We start from the raw sequence: 18,370 nt of genomic DNA, 5'->3' as shown, positions 1-18,370 counted from the left end.
CGGGAAACGGGAGAGCGCGGTGCGCTCTCCCGTTTCCCGTTCTCGTCCTGCCGGACGGCCGCCCGATCACGGGCGGCCCCCCGCTCCCCGACTACTTCTTGGCGGAGGCGTCCCCGTCGGTACCGGTGTCGGCGTCGGTCCCGGTGTCGGCGTCGGCGTCGGCGTCCGGCTCAGCCGCACCCTCGGCCTCGGTCTCGGAAGCGGCGGCCTCGTCCGGAGCCGAGGACACGTCCGAAGCCGCGGCCTCAGCCGAAGCCGGGGCCGGAGCGGCGGCCTCAGCCGGTGCCCCCTCCGCCGTCTCGGCCTTCAGCGTCTTCTTCGGCGTCTCCGCCTTCTCCAGCTTCGCCGCCGTCTCCGACTTCTCGACCCGGGACTTCTGCCCCGCGTCCGCCGCCAGCACCGCGTCCGGAACCAGCTCGACCGCCTCGCGCGCCTCCGAGAGGAGCACGGTGTCCTGCGGTGCCTGGTCCTCGAAGTTCTCCGGGTGGTGACAGGCGACCTGCTGGCCGGGCCTCAGCTCCAGGAGCGGCGGCTCGGTCGTCTTGCAGATCTGCGTCGCCTTCCAGCACCGCGTGTGGAACCGGCAGCCGCTCGGCGGGGCGATCGGCGAGGGCACGTCGCCCTGGAGCAGGATGCGCTCGCTCTTCACTCCCCGGCGCTTCGGGTCGGGGATCGGCACCGCCGACATCAGCGCCTTGGTGTACGGGTGCATCGGCGCCTTGTACAGCGAGTTCCGGTCGGCGAGCTCGACGATCTTGCCGAGGTACATCACCGCGATCCGGTCCGAGACATGGCGTACGACGGAGAGGTCGTGCGCGATGATCACGTACGTGAGGCCGAGCTCCTGCTGGAGGTCGTCGAGGAGGTTGACGACCTGCGCCTGGATGGAGACGTCCAGCGCGGAGACCGGCTCGTCCGCGACCACGAGCTTCGGCTTCAGGGCGAGCGCGCGGGCGATGCCGATGCGCTGGCGCTGACCGCCGGAGAATTCGTGCGGGTAGCGGTTGTAGTGCTCGGGGTTGAGCCCCACGACCGACAGCAGCCGCTGCACCTCCTTCTTGACGCCGCCCTCGGGCGTGACGCCCTGGAGCTTGAAGGGGGCGCTGACGATCGTGCCGATCGTGTGGCGCGGGTTCAGCGACGAGTACGGGTCCTGGAAGATCATCTGCACGTCACGGCGCATCGGGCGCATACCGCCGACGCCGAGGTGCGTGATGTCCGTGCCCTCGAACTCCACCGTGCCGCCGGTGGGTTCGAGCAGCCGCGTGATCAGCCGGCCCATCGTGGACTTGCCGCAGCCGGACTCGCCCACGACACCCAGCGTCTCGCCCGAGCGGACCTCGAAGTCGAGGCCGTCGACCGCGCGGACCGCGCCGACCTGGCGCTGGAGCAGGCCCTTCCTGATGGGGAAGTGCTTCTGCAGCCCGGTCACCTTGAGCAGGGTCTCGCCGGGAGCGGCGTCCTTCGTGAGAGTCGCCCCTCGCGTGGCACCGTCGCTCTGCGCGGGGATGCTCACCGCGGTGCCCTCGTTGTCCTTGGCGTTGTCGCTCACAGCTTCGGCGCAATCTCTTCGGTCCAGATACGCTCCCGCTGCTCCTGCGTCATGTGGCAGGCGGCCCAGTGCCGTCCGCCGACCTCGGTCAGCTCGGGGCGGACCGTGCGGGTGACGTTGTCCTTGGGGACGTCCGCGTACGGGCAGCGCGGGTTGAAGGCGCAGCCGGACGGGAGGTTGATCAGCGAGGGCGGGGAGCCCTTGACCGGGATCAGGCGCTCGGTCTGGTCGCGGTCGAGCCGCGGCATCGAGCCGAGCAGGCCCCAGGTGTAGGGGTGGCGGGGCTCGTAGAACACCTTCTCCGCCGGTCCGCGCTCGACGCAGCGGCCGCCGTACATGACCAGGATGTCGTCGGAGAGCTCGGCGACGACGCCCAGGTCGTGGGTGATGATGATGACCGCGGAGCCGAACTCCTTCTGCAGGTCACGGATCAGGTCGAGGATCTGCGCCTGGACGGTGACGTCGAGGGCGGTCGTCGGCTCGTCCGCGATGAGCAGCTCGGGGTTGTTCACCAGCGACATGGCGATCATGGCGCGCTGGCGCATACCGCCGGAGAACTCGTGCGGGTAGCTGTCGACGCGCTTGTCCGGCTGCGGGATGCCGACGCGGTCGAGCATCTCCACGGCGCGGCGCTTCGCGGTCTTCTTGTCGACGTCGTGGTGGACCCGGTAGGCCTCCACGATCTGCTGACCGATCGTGTAGTACGGGTGCAGGGCCGACAGCGGATCCTGGAAGATCATCGCCATCTCGCGGCCACGCAGCTTGCGCACGTGGTCGGGGTCGGCGGACAGCAGTTCGGTGCCGTCCAGCCAGATCTCGCCGGATATCTGCGCCTTGCGCTTCCCGTACTGGCCGGCGGTGTGCAGGCCCATGATGCCGAGCGAGGTCACCGACTTGCCGGAGCCGGACTCGCCCACGATGCCGAGGGTCTTGCCCTTCTCCAGCGTGAAGTTCAGCCCGTCGACGGACTTGACCAGGCCGTCGTCGGTCGGGAAGTGGACCTTCAGGTCGCGGACTTCGAGGAAGGCGGAGGGGGTGTGCGAGCTCTTGACGGGCTCGCCGACCGCTGCTCCGCTCTTGCTGAGTTCGGTCATGCGAGCCTCACTCGGGGGTCGATCACGGCGTACAGGATGTCCACGACGAGGTTGGCGACGATCACCGCGAGCGACGTGATCAGGGTGACGCCCAGAATGATGGGCAGGTCCTTCTCACGGATGCCCTGGAGCACGGCCGCGCCGAGTCCGGGGAGGCTGAAGGTGGTCTCGGTGAGGATCGCGCCGCCGATGAGGGCGCCGAGGTCCATACCGAGCATGGTGAGGATCGGCGTCATCGTGGAGCGCATGGCGTGCTTGCCGATGACGACCGGTTCCGTGAGGCCCTTGGCCCGGGCGGTACGGATGTAGTCCTCGCCCAGCACCTCCATCATGGTGGCGCGGGTGATGCGGGCGTACATCGCCGCGTAGAGGAAGGCGAGCGTGACCCACGGGAGGATCATGCCGCCGAGCCAGCCGGTGAAGCTGTCCTCCAGCGGAACGTACTGCGCGTCGAACAGTTCGAGCCCACTGCCGTACGCGAAGATCGCCAGGGACAGCAGACCCGTGAAGTAGATGGGGAGGGAGACGCCGGCAAGGGCGACGACCATCGCACCGCGGTCCCAGAGAGTGCCGCGCTTGAGCGCGGAGAGCACACCCGCCGCGACACCGAAGACCAGCCACAGCAGGGCGGCGCCCAGCGCGAGCGCCAGGGTGACCGGGAAACGGTCGGTGATCTGCGGCCAGATGGCCTGCTCGCTGCGGAAGGAGTAGCCGAAGCAGGGCGCCGAGCAGTTGACGACGTCACCACCGGAGGAGTATGTCCGGCCGGCGAAGATGCCCTTGAAGAACTCCCAGACCTGAACGAAGATCGGTTCGTCCAGTCCGAGCTTCTGCCGCACACCCTCGATGGCTTGCGGGTCGGCCTGCTTGCCCACGAACATCGTGGCCGGGTCGACGCCCGCCCACCGCGGGACGAGGAAGAAGATGCAGAAGACCACCAGGATGATGGCCACCAGCATCACTATGGCAGCGAAGAGCCGCCTGATGAGGTAAGCGAGCACTGCTCTCGGCCCGGCGGCGGGACCGTGGGCCACCGGAGGTCTTCCGGTGGCCCACGATTCACACCGCTCCGGCCTTCACCTGCCTTTCGTGCCTTATGGCGGGTGCGCCGGTCGGGTTTACTTCACGCCGAGGTTGAGGAAGTCGTACTGACCGCTGTAGTTGTCGGTCGTGTAGACGTTGGTCAGCCGGTTCGAACGGAAGTTGAGCAACTTCTCGAAGGTGAAGGGCAGGTAGTAACCGCCCTCCATGACCTTGTGGTTGATCTCGGTGGCGAGCTGGGTCTTCTTCGTATCGTCCAGCTCGTTCACGTAGTCGTCGAAGAGACCGTTGATGGTCTTGTCGTCGATCATCGCGAAGTTGTTGTTACCGCTGTCCAGGATGTACTTGCCGGACCACAGCGGGAGACCGAAGCCCTGGACGGTCGGGAAGTCCGGACCCCAGCCCATGATGATGATGCCGTAGTCCTTCTTCTTCACGTTGGAAGGGCTGCCGATGATGCCGGCGGTCTGCGCACCGTCGTACTGGTCGATCTGGGCGTCGACGCCGATCTTCTTCAGCGAGGCCTGCATCGACTCGGCCGTGGCCACCTCGACGGGCTTGTTGTTGCGGACCGCGATGGTGGTCTTGAAGCCGCTCGGCTTGCCGCAGGCCTTGAGCTCTTCCTTGGCCTTGGCGATGTTGGCGGCGCCGTCGTTCTTGGCGATGCCGTACGGGTCGTACTTCTGGCCCTCGGAGCCCGGGACGGACGGCGGGAGCATGTTGGTGCCGATGTCACCACCGGCGACCGGGCCACCGCGGGCGGTCTGCAGGGACTTGTGGTCGGCCCCGTAGATCACGGCCTTGCGGCAGTGCTCGTTGTCGAACGGCTTGACCGTCTGCGGGAAGACCGCGTACCGGATGTAGCCGGAGACCGGGTTGTCCAGGTTGCCCTTGTGCTGCTTCAGGGCGGTGGTGCGGCCCTGCGGCGAGAGACCGGTCTGCGCGAGGTCCAGGTCGTAGTCGCCGGCGAGCAGGCGCTGGTCCAGGTCGTTGGCGTTGGTGAAGAACTTGATCGAGATCTTGTCCGGCAGCGCCTTGCGGACCGGGTCCGAGGACTGCTTCCACTCGGTGTTGCGGACCAGCTTGAGTTCCTTGCCCGGGCTGTAGGACTGGAACTTGTACGGGCCCGAGGAGAACGGGTGCAGACCGTACTTGGACTTGGTGTCCTTGTCCTGGCGGACCGGCGAGGCCGAGGCCAGCGCGAGCATGTCCTCGAAGTCCGAGTTCGCCTTCGGGAGCTTGAAGACGATGGTCTTGTCGTCGGGCGTCTGGATGGCCTTCAGACCGAGGTGGTCCTTGGACTTGTCCTTGTAGGGGCCCTTGTACTCGCCCTTGGGGTCGAGGATGTCCTTCAGGTAGACCGGACCGCCGGCGAGGACGTCCTGCGCCCACTGGCGCTCGATGCCGTACTTGATGTCCTTGGAGGTGACGGGCTTGCCGTCCTCCCAGGTCACGTCGTCACGCAGGGTGTACGTGTAGGTCTTGCCGTCGTCCGTGACCTTGGCGAGGCCGGTGGCGAGGTCCGGGGTGATCTCGGCTCCCGCGGGGCCGGCCTCGGCCTTGCCCGTGACGAGCGTGCGGCTGTAGTAGCGCATGAAGTTCCACGCGAAGCCGTAGTAGCCGCGCGTGGTGTCCCACGAGTCGGCGTCCTGCGTACCGGCGAACTTCAGCTCGCCGCCCTTCTTGGCAGACGCGTTGGCGACCTTGTTGTTCGCGGCGTTGAAGCCGGCCGCGCCGTTCTTCGAACCGCCGTCGCCCTTGTCGTCGCCGCCGCACGCCGCCGTGGACAGCAATGCCGCGACCACGGCAGCGGCGGCCACAGCCTGCTTACGGCGCCTTGTGGCGCGTTGGGTAGTCACGATCTCGGATCCTCCGAAATGATGGAAACGGCCGGCGGATGAGTACACCAGCCCTGGGGGTACGGCAGTTCAGCGGGAAGCCTTCGGGTCCAGCGCGTCACGCACGCCGTCACCGAAGAGATTGAAGGCGAGCACGGTGACGAAGATCGCCACACCCGGGATCACCATGTACATGGGGTCCGAGGAGTAGTAGTCGATCGCCGAGGACAGCATCTGGCCCCAGGACGCCGTGGGGGGCTTGACGCCCACGCCCAGGAAGCTGAGCGCGGCCTCGGTGAGGATGTTCGTGGGGATCATCATCGTCGCGTACACGATGATGGGCGCGATCAGGTTGGGCAGCAGTTCCTTGAACAGGATGTAGAACCGCCCGGCGCCCAGGCTGCGCGCCGCCTCCACGTACTCGCGCTCGCGCAGCGAGAGAGTCTGGCCGCGGACCACGCGGCCGACATAGGGCCAACCGAAGAAGCCGATCACCAGGATCATCACGAACAGACGGACGCCGGTGCCGGTGAGGCCCAGCATCTCGTTCGGCATGACGGACACCAGCGCGATGATGAAGAGCAGCTGCGGGAAGGCGAGCAGACCGTCCATCACCCGGCTGATCAGCGCGTCGATCCAGCCGCCGAAGAAGCCGGCCAGGATTCCGAGGACGGTACCGAGGACGACGGCGACCAGGGCGGACAGGAAGCCGACCAGGAGCGAGACCCGGGCACCGTAGATGATGCGGGCGAACACGTCGCGGCCGCTGACCGGTTCGACACCGAAAAGGTGGTCGCCGCTGATGCCGCCCAGGGAGCCCGTGGGCGTCGAGAACAGCGGGTCGATCAGTTCCTCGTGGTGCGACTCGGGGTCCTGGCCGATCAGGTTCGCGATCACCGGAGCGAGGATCGCGATCAGGATCAGCACGAGCACGACGACGCCGCCGCTCAGGGCGAGCTTGTCCCGCTTGAGGCGCTCCCAGGCGATCCGGCCGAGTGAACGCCCCTGAACCGCCTTCGCGTCGGCGGTGCTGACCGCCGCTTCCTCGGCCGGGCTCGGAGCCGCTTCCGCGGTCGGCTCGTGCAGTGGTGCCGTCATCTGGCAGGGACCCCTCTCAACCGGCGGTAGCCGGCCCACACATGCCGCTGTAGCGGCGTGATCAGTCCGTCGTACACAGGGGCGAACAACCCCTTGTTGCGGGAGTCTTCAACGCGTTGGCGATCTGTTGCCAGACTTGACGGGGAATGGATGCGTAAACGTGATGCTGTCTGCAGGGTTCCGTTATCCGGACGGCGGGTAACGGGGGGCGGACACGGGCAATCGGTGCCCAACCAGGCACTAGGCCCCTTTTACCGCTCATCGCGCCCGATTCGGACATGCTGTCGTTGTCCCCGCGGAAGCGCAGGTCACCGGCGTGCGGCCGGTGCTTCGGGAGCCGGGTCAGTAGGCCCGCGGCTGCGGGTATCCGTAACCGCCGGCCGCCGGGGCCTGCACCGGGGAGCCGTGCGCCTCACGGTCGTAGAAGGGTCGCGCGTGGGCCCGGAGCCACATCGCCACCGGGTCGTACTCGTCGGACATCGCGACGGTCGACACGGGCAGCCCGTCCGGGACGGCGCCGATGGACTGCTGCATCATCCCCCGCACGGAGTCGACGGCGGCCGGGGACGTCTCGTACACGTCGAGCCCGATGGCCAGGTACGGCGCGCCGAGCGCGGGCTGCACCCAGGCGCGGCGCAGCGTGCGCACGGCGGGGGTGCGGTGCGCGTTCTGCGTGAGCAGGGCGTAGAACTGCGGGATCTCGATGCCGGGTTCGGAGAGCCTGAGCGGGCCCGCGGGCTGGCGCTCCATGCCCTCGGCGATCCGGCGCAGGTCCAGCCAGGGGATGCCGACCCCGCCGCCGGGGGCGTGCGGGTTCAGCCAGAGGCCGTAGTGGTCGGGGTAGAGGGTGCGGGCGACGTCGAGGCCGTCGACCACCTCGTACGAGCGGCTCCAGCCGCTGGCCGAGAGCTCCTGGGCGGAGGTGACGCAGGGGGCGTACCCGAGGCCCTCGACGTCCATGTGCCCGTACTGGGCGTCGGGTGAGCCGGCCTGGCCGTGCCAGAGCAGCATCCAGACCTGGCCCGCCGACGGGGTCGCGAGCGCCCGCAGGAGCGCCTCGTAGGCGTCGTAACGCCCGGGCGTCACCTGGCGCAGCATGTGCTCGACCTGACCGGCCGCGGCCGTGCCCGACGCGCTCACCCTCAACCGCCCCTCGGAGAAGAAATCACGTGAACCCACCCCATATGCCCTGGTGTCACCGGACCCCGTATCGACTTTCCGTCAACACCTCGACCAGGACATGGAACCAGCTTAAGCGTCGATCCTGACAGCAACTTGACGCGCGGTGTCGCACGTCCGTGTGGCCCCGGGCGGGTGTGCCCGAAGCGGCCGCCCCGGCACGTCAGTACTGCCGCTGGTAGAAGGGGCGCACCTGGGCCCGCATCCAGTCGCCGACCGGGTCCTGGGCGGCGTCGAGGAAGACCATGTTCACCGGGCGGTCGACCGGGACGCGGCCCAGCGCCCGGCCGAGGGCGTCCAGCGGGAGCGTGCGGACGCCGGCCTCCCAGGAGGACAGCTCGACGCCGATGAACAGCACGGGGTCGGCGCCCTCGACGGAGGCCAGGCAGCGGCGGGCGCTCAGCACGGTCCCGGTGGTCTCGAACTCGGCGGAGGCGGCGGACAGGAAGTCCACCGGGTCGTCCTGCCAGTCCGGTTCGGACAGGACGACCCGGCCGCCGCTCGCGGGCCCGTCCAGCGGGGTGCGCCCGGCCCGGCACAGCTCGGCGACGGCGGGCGGCGGCAGCGGCACGCCGACCACGCCGTCCGGGTTCACGGCCAGGCCGACCTGCGGGGGCAGTCCGCGCGCGAACTCGACGGCGGGCGCGACGGTGAACGACATGTGGCTGCCCGCGACGCCGCGGAACTGCTCCTCGGAGCTGAAGACGGGCACGTACGCCTGGCCCTCGATCTCCATCGTGGGAAGGTCGAGGGGGCCGCTGTGCGGGCCCCCGCCGGCCGGCAGCGGGATCCAGAGGAGGCTGCGGCCGAGGACCTCCACGATCCGGGCGCCCGCCGAGGGGACGCCGAGGGAGGCGGACAGCACCTCCTCCAGTTCGTTGCCGGGCCATCCGCCGTGCGGACGGGGGTGTGCCTGTGCCGGGATGTCCATCTGCCTACCACCTGCTCGGGACCGCTGTACGCCTGGTGCGGCTGGAAACCCTAACGGGTGCCGCCGAACTCGATCCGGCGCAGTACGTCCGCCGCCGCCCGGTCGATGAGGACGGCCGAGCCGCAGCCGTCCGGCAGGTCGCCCTTCTCGACGGAGCGCAGCAGCCGCGCCCAGGCGCCGCGGTGCCGTGCGAACGCGTACCGGGTCACGCCCCGGCCGCGCTCGCGCTGGCCCCGGAGTGCGGCGTCCGGGGTGACGTCGAGGAGGAGCAGGTGCAGCGCGCCGCCCCGGCGGCGGGCCTCGCGGGCCAGCCAGCGGCGCACCCAGGCCTGAGTGCCGCAGTCGTGCACGACGACGGCCGTGCCGCGGCGCAGCGCCCGGCGCAGGCCGGCGTAGTGCGCGAGGCGGACGAGCGGGCGGTAGACGGCGTACGGGAGGAACCGCGGGGCGCGGCCGTCCCAGCGGTCGCGGGTGTCCTGGGAGTCGATGCCGACGCCTCGTACGGCCCGGCGCATCAGGGTCGACTTGCCGCTGCCGGGGAGCCCGGTGACGGCGACGATGTCGTGGGCGCCGAAGTACAGCCCGTGCGGGCTGCGCCCGGAGCGCTGCCTGAGGTCGCGGACGACGGCCGTCGGGAGGGGACCGCACGCCCGGGTGACGGGGGCGGTCCGCTCGGGCAGCGCGGCGCCCCGGGCCGCCTCGGGCACTGCGAGGCCCGAAGCCGTCGCGTACGACGTGGTCCTCTTCACCGTGATCGTCCTCCCCCTCGGGTCCAAAGTCCCGTCCCCATCGAGTGTAAAGAAAAGGTAATGGGCCTGGCCTCCTGTTTCCGTCCGTGTCCTGCCACAGGCTGGTTACAGGACACCGGGGGCGCGTGCAATGATGTGCGCGCCAACTGCATACCGGCCGCTTGAATCCGCGCGGGAGAGTTCCCGGTGATCGTCAGTGATCCCCCGGGGCGCCGAAGGAGCAAGTCCCTCCCTTGAATCTCTCAGGCCCCGATACCGCGCGGGCGAGGCACATCTGAAAAGCGGGCCGCCCAGCGGTGGCCCCACCCAAGGTGCAAGTCATGACCACCGGTTCGCCGGGTCGTGGTGAACCTCTCAGGTTCCGATGACAGATGGGGAGGACAGCCTCGCCGTCCTGCCTTGCCGTCATGCCTTGGGAGCCCCACCGATGAGCAGTTCCGATCCCTCTGTACCCGTGCCCCGCCGCACGGCACTCGACGCCCTGCACCGTTCGCTGGGTGCGACGATGACCGACTTCGCCGGCTGGGACATGCCGCTGCGGTACGGCAGCGAGCGCGACGAGCACCTCGCCGTCCGCACCAGGGCCGGTCTCTTCGACCTGTCGCACATGGGCGAGATCACCGTGACCGGCCCGGACGCCGCCGCCCTGCTGAACTTCGCGCTGGTCGGCAACATCGGCTCGGTCGGTGTCGGCCGCGCCCGCTACACCATGATCTGCCGCGCCGACGGCGGCATCCTCGACGACCTGATCGTCTACCGGCTCGCCGAGACCGAGGCCGGGTCCTCTCACTTCATGGTCGTCGCCAACGCCTCGAACGCGCAGACGGTGCTGGACGCGCTGACCGAGCGTGCCGAGGGCTTCGACGCCGAGGTGCGCGACGACCGCGACGCGTACTCCCTGATCGCGGTCCAGGGGCCCGAGTCCCCCGGCATCCTGAAGTCGCTGACCGACGCCGACCTGGACGGCCTGAAGTACTACGCGGGCCTGCCCGGCACGGTCGCGGGCGTCCCCGCCCTGATCGCCCGCACCGGCTACACCGGCGAGGACGGCTTCGAGCTGTTCGTCGCGCCCGGTGACGCCGTGCGGCTGTGGGAGGCGCTGACCGAGGCGGGCGCCGGGGCCGGCCTGGTCCCCTGCGGGCTGTCGTGCCGCGACACGCTGCGCCTGGAGGCCGGCATGCCGCTGTACGGGCACGAGCTGACGACGTCGCTCACCCCGTTCGACGCCGGTCTCGGCCGGGTCGTGAAGTTCGAGAAGGAGGGCGACTTCGTGGGCCGCGAGGCGCTCGCGAAGGCCGCCGAGCGGGCCGCGGAGAACCCTCCGCGGGTGCTCGTCGGGCTGGTGGCCGAGGGCCGCCGCGTCCCGCGCGCCGGGTACCAGGTCGTCATCGGCGGCACGGTGGTCGGCGAGGTCACGTCCGGAGCGCCGTCGCCGACGCTCGGCCGGCCGATCGCGATGGCGTACGTCGACGCCGCGCACTCCGCGCCGGGCACGGCCGGGGTCGGTGTGGACATCCGGGGTACCCACGAGCCGTACGAGGTCGTGGCGCTGCCCTTCTACAAGCGCCGGAAGTGATCCCGGCGGCACCCGGCCCGCTCCCGGGGCCGGCGGCCGCAATCGGCCCGCACGGGTCCGCGGGAGGTGTTTCCGGCCATGCCGGAAGGCGCCCACTCCCCGGCTTTCACCCCTTTGTCACCAGTCCCCCGTTCGTCATCACTCCACCGCGTACAGGAGAATCCAGGCCATGAGCAACCCCCAGCAGCTGCGCTACAGCAAGGAGCACGAGTGGGTGTCGGTCGCCGAGGACGGCGTCTCGACGGTCGGCATCACGGAGTTCGCGGCCAACGCGCTCGGTGACGTCGTCTACGCCCAGCTCCCGGAGGTCGGTGACACGGTGACCGCGGGCGAGACCTGCGGCGAGCTGGAGTCGACCAAGTCCGTCAGCGACCTGTACGCACCGGTCGACGGTGAGGTCACCGAGATCAACGAGGACGTGGTCAACGACCCGTCGCTGGTGAACTCCGCGCCCTTCGAGGGCGGCTGGCTGTTCAAGGTGCGCGTCTCGGAGGAGCCGAAGGACCTGCTCTCCGCGGACGAGTACTCCGAGTTCTCCGGCTCCTAGTCTCCGGCTTCTAAGGACTTCCGACTGATGTCGCTTCTCAACACATCCCTGCACGAGCTGGACCCGGACGTCGCCGCCGCCGTCGACGCCGAGCTGCACCGCCAGCAGTCCACCCTGGAGATGATCGCCTCGGAGAACTTCGCTCCGGTGGCGGTCATGGAGGCCCAGGGCTCGGTCCTCACCAACAAGTACGCCGAGGGCTACCCCGGCCGCCGCTACTACGGCGGCTGCGAGCACGTCGACGTGGTCGAGCAGATCGCGATCGACCGGGTGAAGGCGCTGTTCGGCGCCGAGCACGCCAACGTGCAGCCGCACTCGGGCGCCCAGGCCAACGCGGCGGCGATGTTCGCGCTGCTGAAGCCCGGCGACACGATCATGGGTCTGAACCTCGCCCACGGCGGGCACCTGACCCACGGCATGAAGATCAACTTCTCCGGCAAGCTGTACAACGTGGTCGCCTACCACGTGGACGAGAAGTCCGGCCAGGTCGACATGGCCGAGGTCGAGAAGCTCGCCAAGGAGTCGAAGCCGAAGCTGATCGTGGCCGGCTGGTCGGCGTACCCGCGTCAGCTGGACTTCGCCGCGTTCCGCCGCGTCGCGGACGAGGTCGGCGCGTACCTGATGGTCGACATGGCCCACTTCGCCGGCCTGGTCGCCGCGGGTCTGCACCCGAACCCGGTGCCGCACGCCCACGTGGTCACCACCACGACGCACAAGACGCTGGGCGGCCCGCGCGGCGGCGTGATCCTCTCGACGGCCGAGCTGGCCAAGAAGATCAACTCCGCCGTCTTCCCCGGTCAGCAGGGCGGACCGCTGGAGCACGTGATCGCCGCGAAGGCCGTGTCCTTCAAGGTCGCCGCCACCGACGACTTCCGCGAGCGCCAGCAGCGCACACTGGACGGCGCCCGCATCCTGGCCGAGCGCCTGGTCCGGGACGACGTGCGGGCCGTGGGCGTGGACGTGCTGTCCGGCGGCACGGACGTGCACCTGGTCCTGGTCGACCTGCGGAACTCCGAGCTGGACGGACAGCAGGCCGAGGACCGTCTCCACGAGGTCGGCATCACCGTCAACCGGAACGCGATCCCGAACGACCCGCGTCCCCCGATGGTCACCTCCGGGCTGCGCATCGGCACGCCCGCCCTGGCGACGCGCGGATTCCGGACCGAGGACTTCGCCGAGGTCGCGGACATCATCGCCGAGGCGCTGAAGCCGTCGTACGACGCGGACGCGCTCAAGGCCCGGGTCTCGGCCCTGGCGGACAAGCACCCGCTGTACCCCGGCCTGAAGTAGTTCCGGGCGGGCGGTCACGGTCATGTCGCATTTCATGCGATCACCGTGATTTCGTACGAACGGGTACGGTCGCGTACCCTTCCGTACGTACCACCCGTCACGGGCCGCGCGCCGCGCGCCCGTCCGGGCATCCGGGGCACCGCGCACACTGGGAGGTGAGCGTGGTGCCCCGTGGCGTGTACCGCCCCGGCCCGGTCCCGTCCCCGCACCCCCGTTCCCCGCACCGCCCTCCGCACCACCGGCCGACAACGGCGTCGGCCGAAACCCTTAGGAGTCACCCCGTGGCCATCTCGGTCTTCGACCTGTTCTCGATCGGCATCGGCCCGTCCAGCTCCCATACGGTGGGCCCGATGCGTGCCGCGCGCATGTTCGCCCACCGGCTGCGCAACGAGGACCTGCTGACCCCGACCGCCTCCATACGCGCCGAGCTGTACGGCTCCCTGGGCGCGACCGGCCACGGGCACGGCACCCCGAAGGCGGTGCTGCTCGGCCTGGAGGGCGAGTCTCCCCGGACCGTCGACGTCGAGGGGGCCGACCAGCGCGTCGAGTCGATCCGCGCCCACAGCCGCCTCAGCCTCCTCGGCTCCCACGAGATCGACTTCTCCTTCGACGACGACCTGATCCTGCACCGCCGCAAGGCCCTGCCCTACCACGCCAACGGCATGACGCTCCTCGCGTACGACGCCGCCGGCGAGACGCTGCTGGAGAAGACCTACTACTCGGTGGGCGGCGGTTTCGTCGTCGACGAGGAAGCGGTGGGCGCCGACCGGATCAAGCTCGACGACACGGTCCTGAAGTACCCCTTCCGCACGGGCGACGAGCTGCTGCGCCTGACCCGGGAGACGGGTCTGTCGATCTCCGCGCTGATGCTGGAGAACGAGCGGGCCTGGCGCACCGAGGAGGAGATCCGCGAGGGCCTCCTGGAGATCTGGCGGGTGATGCAGGCGTGCGTGTCGCGCGGCATGTCGCGCGAGGGCATCCTGCCCGGCGGCCTGAAGGTCCGCCGCCGCGCCGCCGTCTCCGCCCGCCAGCTGCGCGCCGAGGGCGAGCCGCTGGCCCACGCCATGGAGTGGATCACGCTCTACGCGATGGCGGTGAACGAGGAGAACGCGGCGGGCGGCCGGGTCGTCACCGCCCCCACCAACGGCGCGGCCGGCATCATCCCGGCGGTCCTGCACTACTACGTCAACTTCGTGCCGGGCGCCGACGAGGAGGGCGTGATCCGGTTCCTGCTCGCCGCGGGCGCCATCGGCATGCTCTTCAAGGAGAACGCGTCCATCTCCGGCGCCGAGGTCGGCTGCCAGGGAGAGGTCGGCTCGGCCTGCTCGATGGCGGCCGGCGCCCTCGCCGAGGTCCTCGGCGGCAGCCCCGAGCAGGTGGAGAACGCCGCCGAGATCGGCATGGAGCACAACCTGGGCCTCACCTGCGACCCGGTGGGCGGCCTCGTCCAGATCCCCTGCATCGAGCGCAACGGCATGGCCGCCGTGAAGGCCGTCACCGCCGCGAAGATGTCCATGCGCGGCGACGGCTCCCACAAGGTGTCCCTCGACAAGGTCATCAAGACGATGAAGGAGACCGGCGCCGACATGAGCGTCAAGTACAAGGAGACCGCCCGGGGCGGGCTCGCGGTGAACATCATCGAGTGCTGAGGAAGTAGGCCCTGACCAGCGCGTTCCCTTCTTCGGCGCTGTCAGGGCCTTCCCTGCTCAGGCGGCGGGAAGTGGTCGCGTCGGGACAGAGGCCGAAGGACGTTACGCTGACCGGATGACCGAGAATCTTCCTCCCTGTCCGAAGTGCTCCTGTGAGTACACCTACGGGATGAACGCCCTCGCGGTGTGCCCGGAGTGCGGGCACGAATGGGTGCCCGGAGAGAGCAGCGCGCAGAGTGCCGACGCCGCCGGAGAGCGGGTCGTCAAGGACGCTGTCGGCAACGTGCTGAGTGACGGCGACACGGTGACGGTCGTCAAGACGCTCAAGGTGAAGGGAAGCCCCTCGGGGATCAAGGCCGGGACCAAGGTCCGCAACATCCGGCTGGTCGACGGGGCCGACGGCCACGACATCGACTGCAAGGTCGACGGGTTCGGAGCGATGCAGCTCAAGTCCGGCGTGGTCAAAAAGGCCTGACCCACGACCGGCGGCCGGCTTCCTCCGACCGGTCCCCGCTTCCCCTCCGGCCCACCGCCCCGCCCCTGGGTGAGATCTTCTTTCCAGTCGTCGGATGCCGAATTGCAAAACTTCGCAATTGGTTAGATGCTTAGTTCGCTGTGCCCGTAGGTAGCCGCGGGCACAGCACCTGCCACCCCCCGGGGGCGGGCGTCCGAAGTGGGAAGTCGAGGGGTCGTGTCGGTTCCGCTGTATCAGGCCAAGGCCGAGTTCTTCCGGATGCTGGGACATCCCGTGCGGATACGGGTGCTGGAGCTGCTGCAGGACGGACCGATGCCGGTACGAGATCTTCTGGCCGCCATCGAGGTGGAGCCCTCCGGCCTGTCGCAGCAGCTCGCGGTGCTGCGCCGGTCGGGCATCGTCACTTCCCGGCGCGAGGGCTCGACGGTGGTCTACGCACTCGCCAGTGGGGACGTCGCCGACCTCATGCGGGCCGCGCGCCGCATCCTCACCGAGATGCTGGCCGGGCGGAACGAGCTGCTGGCCGAGCTGCGGGATGCCGAGGTCACCGCGCGATGAGAATCCCGCTCGGCCGAGTGAGGGCCCGGCTCATCGCATTGCTGCCCAGCGGTACCGATCTGCTGGAAGCACGTCGCGACCCGCGCCGGGACCTGCTGGCCGGCCTCACGGTGGCGGTCGTCGCGCTACCGCTCGCACTCGGTTTCGGCGTCTCCTCCGGGCTCGGCGCCGAGGCCGGGCTGGCCACCGCCGTCGTGGCCGGCGCGCTCGCCGCGGTCTTCGGCGGTTCGAATCTGCAGGTGTCCGGCCCGACGGGCGCGATGACCGTGGTGCTGGTGCCGATCGTCGCCGAGCACGGGCCGTCCGGGGTGCTCACGGTGGGGCTGATGGCGGGTGTGCTGCTCGTCGCGCTTGCCCTGCTGAGGGCGGGCACGTACATGCAGTACGTGCCCGCGCCGGTGGTGGAGGGCTTCACGCTCGGCATCGCCTGCGTGATCGGACTGCAGCAGGTCCCGAACGCGCTCGGGGTGCCCAAGCCGGACGGCGACCGCGTGCTGATCGTCACCTGGCGGGCGCTGGAGGAGTTCGCGAAGAACCCGAACTGGACCGCCGCCGCCTTCGCCCTGGCGGTCGCCGCCGTCATGCTGATCGGCGCCAGGTGGCGGCCCACGATCCCCTTCTCCATCGTCGCGGTGACCGGCGCGACCGTCGTGGCGCAGGCCGCGGGGCTGGACGCGGCGAAGCCGATCGGCGCCCTGCCGTCCGGCCTGCCCGCGCCGTCGCTCGGCTTCCTCGACCCGGGCACGCTCGGCTCGCTGCTCGCCCCGGCGATCGCGGTGGCGGCGCTGGCCGCCCTGGAGTCCCTGCTGTCGGCCTCGGTGGCCGACGGCATGACGGTGGGCCAGATCCACGACCCGGACCGCGAGCTGTTCGGGCAGGGGCTGGCCAACATCGCGGCGCCGCTGTTCGGCGGGGTGCCCGCGACCGGCGCCATCGCGCGCACCGCGGTCAACGTCCGTACCGGCGCCGGGTCCCGGCTGGCGGCGCTCTCCCACGCCGTGGTCCTGGCCGTCATCGTCTTCGCCGCCGCGCCGCTCGTCTCGAAGATCCCGCTGGCCGCGCTCGCCGGCGTGCTGCTGGCCACCGCGGTCCGTATGGTCGAGGTCGGCTCGCTGCGGGCGATGGCGAGGGCGACCCGCTCCGACGCGCTGATACTCGTGCTGACCGCCGTTGCGACCCTCGCCCTCGATCTCGTCTATGCCGTGATCATCGGCCTGGTGGTCGCGGGTGCCCTGGCGCTGCGCGCGGTGGCCGGGCAGGCCCGCCTGGACCAGGTCCCGCTCGACCGGGGCGACCACAGCGCCGAGGAGCACGCGCTGCTCGCCGAGCACATCGTCGCCTACCGCATCGACGGGCCGCTGTTCTTCGCCGCCGCCCACCGCTTCCTGCTGGAGCTGGCCGAGGTGGCCGAAGTCCGCGTCGTCATCCTGCGCATGTCCCGGGTGACGACCATCGACGCCACCGGCGCCCTGGTTCTCAAGGACGTGGTCGAGAAGCTCAACCGGCGCGGCATCGTCGTCATGGCCTCCGGGATACGTGCCGGCCAGCGGCAGGTCCTGGACTCGGTGGGCGCGCTGGAACTCCTGTGCCTGGAAGGGCGCGAGTACGCCACCACGCCCGAGGCGATCCAGGGCGCCCGCATCCACCTGGAGGGCGCCGGTGTCCTGCCGGCTCTCCCCGCCCGGACGTCCCGGTCCGTCAGCGGCGAAACAGAGGAAACCGTCGGATGAGCACTCCACCCGCATCCCCGCTCATCATCGAGGTCTCCGGCGCGGAGGCCCTGTGGCTGCTGGAGGCCGGCGCGATGAGACGCCTGGTGTGCCCGCGGCGGGACCTCACGGTCGTCCGGCCCGGCCGACTGCCGCGCCCGCGTTCCAGGACCGTGAGCGGATTCCGTCCCGCCCGCGCGGAGGCGTGATGAGCACCCGGCTCGAAGCCCTGCCCCACCGGCATGTGCTGACGCTGCCCACGATGCCCGCCGCGGTACGAACGGCCCGGGAGACCGCCGAACAGGCCCTGGCCGAGTGGGGCATCAACCCGCACCATCCCACCGTCGGCCCGGCCCTGCTGATCCTCGGCGAGCTCGTCACCAACAGCGTCCGGCATGCCGCCGTGACCTCTCCGCAGGTGACCGTGATCTACGCGGCGGGCGAGGACTGTCTGGCCTTCGCGGTCCATGACCGCCACCCCTACCAGCCGGCCCTGCACGCGTCGGTCATCGGCACCGGGACGGGCGGCCTGGCCACCGTCATGGAGCTCACCCTCGGCCTGGGCGGCACCGCCGTCGTCCGCAGCGACGCCGACGGCGAGGGCAAGAGCATCTGGATCACCCTCCCCCTGTGACCCGACAGGCGGACCGCGCAAGGAAGTTGACGACCATGACCATCGAGTGGCGCTACACCGTCGAGCAGGACCTCGGCGTCCTGTCCGTCTCCGGATACCTCGGCCTGGACGCCGTGCACCGCTTCGCGGGTGCCGTCGGCTGGGTGGTGGGACGCGGGAGCGGACCGGTCATCGTCGACCTGACCGCACTGCGCAGCTGGTCGGCCGAAGGACAGTTGGCCATCATCGAGGCCGCGCGCCGTCTGGCGGAAGCAGGCCGCGGCCTGGAGCTGGCCGCGATCCCGGCAGACGGCTCCCTCGTCCCCGGCGGGGACTGTCCGCACATCCCCGTGCACGCCGCCCTGGCCGGCGCGCTCGCGGCACACCGCACACCGCACGGTGAGCCGCCGGAGGGCCGCACCGAGTGGCGGACGGCAGGGTGGCCGAGCGGAGACGTCGCGGGAGAGTGAC

18 protein-coding genes and 1 riboswitch are annotated in these 18,370 nt (G+C 70.2%); of the genes, 10 read left to right on the top strand and 8 right to left on the bottom strand.

All coding sequences use genetic code 11. The annotated features are described in order from the left end of the window. Nucleotides 1-91 precede the first annotated feature (91 nt). The 8 genes from ACFY93_RS30585 to ACFY93_RS30550 form a co-directional block, all read right to left on the bottom strand. Nucleotides 92-1,552, bottom strand: coding sequence for a dipeptide ABC transporter ATP-binding protein (locus ACFY93_RS30585; RefSeq protein WP_391365013.1), 1,461 nt, complete (start codon nucleotides 1,550-1,552; stop codon nucleotides 92-94). After that, a complete protein-coding gene (locus tag ACFY93_RS30580) occupies nucleotides 1,549-2,646 on the bottom strand; it encodes an oligopeptide/dipeptide ABC transporter ATP-binding protein (protein WP_391365011.1) in 1,098 nt (365 codons plus the stop codon). Before ACFY93_RS30580 ends, ACFY93_RS30585 begins: the two co-directional genes overlap by 4 nt. Then, nucleotides 2,643-3,647, bottom strand: coding sequence for an ABC transporter permease subunit (locus ACFY93_RS30575; RefSeq protein WP_391365010.1), 1,005 nt, complete (start codon nucleotides 3,645-3,647; stop codon nucleotides 2,643-2,645). The genes ACFY93_RS30580 and ACFY93_RS30575 overlap by 4 nt, the downstream gene beginning before the upstream one ends. Nucleotides 3,648-3,764: 117 nt before the next feature. After that, nucleotides 3,765-5,546 (bottom strand): ABC transporter substrate-binding protein, encoded by a 1,782-nt coding sequence (locus ACFY93_RS30570; RefSeq protein WP_391365008.1) that lies wholly within the window; start codon nucleotides 5,544-5,546, stop codon nucleotides 3,765-3,767. Between the two features lie 69 nt (nucleotides 5,547-5,615). Beyond that, nucleotides 5,616-6,623, bottom strand: coding sequence for an ABC transporter permease subunit (locus tag ACFY93_RS30565; RefSeq protein WP_391365006.1), 1,008 nt, complete (start codon nucleotides 6,621-6,623; stop codon nucleotides 5,616-5,618). 342 nt (nucleotides 6,624-6,965) lie between these two features. Further along, the gene (locus ACFY93_RS30560) at nucleotides 6,966-7,763 is read right to left on the bottom strand and encodes an enhanced serine sensitivity protein SseB C-terminal domain-containing protein (protein ID WP_391365004.1); all 798 of its coding nucleotides are present in this window, start codon (nucleotides 7,761-7,763) and stop codon (nucleotides 6,966-6,968) included. 202 nt (nucleotides 7,764-7,965) lie between these two features. Continuing rightward, entirely contained in the window at nucleotides 7,966-8,733 is a 768-nt protein-coding gene (locus ACFY93_RS30555; protein WP_391365002.1) for an enhanced serine sensitivity protein SseB C-terminal domain-containing protein, read from the bottom strand. Nucleotides 8,734-8,783: 50 nt separating this feature from the next. Further along, nucleotides 8,784-9,488 (bottom strand): AAA family ATPase, encoded by a 705-nt coding sequence (locus ACFY93_RS30550; protein WP_391365096.1) that lies wholly within the window; start codon nucleotides 9,486-9,488, stop codon nucleotides 8,784-8,786. Between the two features lie 156 nt (nucleotides 9,489-9,644). Then, nucleotides 9,645-9,750: riboswitch (glycine riboswitch) on the top strand. A 159-nt stretch (nucleotides 9,751-9,909) separates the two neighbouring features. Between ACFY93_RS30550 and gcvT the strand changes: the two genes are divergently transcribed. The 10 genes from gcvT (at nucleotide 9,910) to ACFY93_RS30500 (ending at nucleotide 18,369) form a co-directional block, all read left to right on the top strand. Next, nucleotides 9,910-11,058: a glycine cleavage system aminomethyltransferase GcvT gene (gene gcvT, locus ACFY93_RS30545; RefSeq protein ID WP_391365000.1), complete on the top strand. Its 1,149-nt coding sequence runs from the start codon at nucleotides 9,910-9,912 to the stop codon at nucleotides 11,056-11,058. A gap of 169 nt (nucleotides 11,059-11,227) precedes the next feature. Then, nucleotides 11,228-11,605 (top strand): glycine cleavage system protein GcvH, encoded by a 378-nt coding sequence (gene gcvH, locus ACFY93_RS30540; RefSeq protein ID WP_391364998.1) that lies wholly within the window; start codon nucleotides 11,228-11,230, stop codon nucleotides 11,603-11,605. A 27-nt stretch (nucleotides 11,606-11,632) separates the two neighbouring features. Then, on the top strand, nucleotides 11,633-12,895 hold the full coding sequence (glyA, locus tag ACFY93_RS30535; RefSeq protein WP_391364996.1) for a serine hydroxymethyltransferase: 1,263 nt from the start codon (nucleotides 11,633-11,635) through the stop codon (nucleotides 12,893-12,895). A gap of 281 nt (nucleotides 12,896-13,176) precedes the next feature. Continuing rightward, nucleotides 13,177-14,544 carry an L-serine ammonia-lyase gene (locus tag ACFY93_RS30530; RefSeq protein ID WP_391364994.1) on the top strand — a complete coding sequence of 456 codons (1,368 nt, stop codon included), beginning with the start codon at nucleotides 13,177-13,179 and terminating at the stop codon, nucleotides 14,542-14,544. Nucleotides 14,545-14,659: 115 nt separating this feature from the next. Next, nucleotides 14,660-15,019: a zinc ribbon domain-containing protein YjdM gene (locus ACFY93_RS30525; protein WP_391364992.1), complete on the top strand. Its 360-nt coding sequence runs from the start codon at nucleotides 14,660-14,662 to the stop codon at nucleotides 15,017-15,019. Between the two features lie 216 nt (nucleotides 15,020-15,235). Next, complete coding sequence (locus tag ACFY93_RS30520; protein ID WP_391364990.1) at nucleotides 15,236-15,577, top strand: metalloregulator ArsR/SmtB family transcription factor; 342 nt, start codon at nucleotides 15,236-15,238, stop codon at nucleotides 15,575-15,577. Next, nucleotides 15,574-17,307 (top strand): SulP family inorganic anion transporter, encoded by a 1,734-nt coding sequence (locus ACFY93_RS30515; RefSeq protein ID WP_391364987.1) that lies wholly within the window; start codon nucleotides 15,574-15,576, stop codon nucleotides 17,305-17,307. The genes ACFY93_RS30520 and ACFY93_RS30515 overlap by 4 nt, the downstream gene beginning before the upstream one ends. Continuing rightward, nucleotides 17,304-17,495, top strand: coding sequence for a hypothetical protein (locus tag ACFY93_RS30510; RefSeq protein WP_391364985.1), 192 nt, complete (start codon nucleotides 17,304-17,306; stop codon nucleotides 17,493-17,495). The genes ACFY93_RS30515 and ACFY93_RS30510 overlap by 4 nt, the downstream gene beginning before the upstream one ends. Then, nucleotides 17,495-17,920, top strand: a complete 426-nt coding sequence (locus ACFY93_RS30505) for an ATP-binding protein (RefSeq protein ID WP_391364983.1) — start codon at nucleotides 17,495-17,497, stop codon at nucleotides 17,918-17,920. Before ACFY93_RS30510 ends, ACFY93_RS30505 begins: the two co-directional genes overlap by 1 nt. Nucleotides 17,921-17,955: 35 nt before the next feature. Next, complete coding sequence (locus ACFY93_RS30500) at nucleotides 17,956-18,369, top strand: STAS domain-containing protein (RefSeq protein WP_391364981.1); 414 nt, start codon at nucleotides 17,956-17,958, stop codon at nucleotides 18,367-18,369. Nucleotide 18,370 lies beyond the last annotated feature (1 nt).

Origin of the sequence: Streptomyces sp. NPDC008313, from assembly GCF_042956125.1 — a bacterium.
GTDB lineage: Bacteria > Actinomycetota > Actinomycetes > Streptomycetales > Streptomycetaceae > Streptomyces.
This window is presented reverse-complemented; position numbering and strand designations above follow the sequence as displayed.

Bases quoted from the DNA above. Each gene is read 5' to 3' on its own strand.
- ACFY93_RS30555 (WP_391365002.1), bottom strand. From the start codon at position 8,733: ATGGACATCCCGGCACAGGCACACCCCCGTCCGCACGGCGGATGGCCC.
- ACFY93_RS30505 (WP_391364983.1), top strand. From the start codon at position 17,495: ATGAGCACCCGGCTCGAAGCCCTGCCCCACCGGCATGTGCTGACGCTG.
- gcvH (WP_391364998.1), top strand. From the start codon at position 11,228: ATGAGCAACCCCCAGCAGCTGCGCTACAGCAAGGAGCACGAGTGGGTG.
- ACFY93_RS30500 (WP_391364981.1), top strand. From the start codon at position 17,956: ATGACCATCGAGTGGCGCTACACCGTCGAGCAGGACCTCGGCGTCCTG.
- ACFY93_RS30565 (WP_391365006.1), bottom strand. From the start codon at position 6,623: ATGACGGCACCACTGCACGAGCCGACCGCGGAAGCGGCTCCGAGCCCG.
- glyA (WP_391364996.1), top strand. From the start codon at position 11,633: ATGTCGCTTCTCAACACATCCCTGCACGAGCTGGACCCGGACGTCGCC.
- ACFY93_RS30580 (WP_391365011.1), bottom strand. From the start codon at position 2,646: ATGACCGAACTCAGCAAGAGCGGAGCAGCGGTCGGCGAGCCCGTCAAG.
- ACFY93_RS30510 (WP_391364985.1), top strand. From the start codon at position 17,304: ATGAGCACTCCACCCGCATCCCCGCTCATCATCGAGGTCTCCGGCGCG.
- ACFY93_RS30515 (WP_391364987.1), top strand. From the start codon at position 15,574: ATGAGAATCCCGCTCGGCCGAGTGAGGGCCCGGCTCATCGCATTGCTG.
- gcvT (WP_391365000.1), top strand. From the start codon at position 9,910: ATGAGCAGTTCCGATCCCTCTGTACCCGTGCCCCGCCGCACGGCACTC.
- ACFY93_RS30525 (WP_391364992.1), top strand. From the start codon at position 14,660: ATGACCGAGAATCTTCCTCCCTGTCCGAAGTGCTCCTGTGAGTACACC.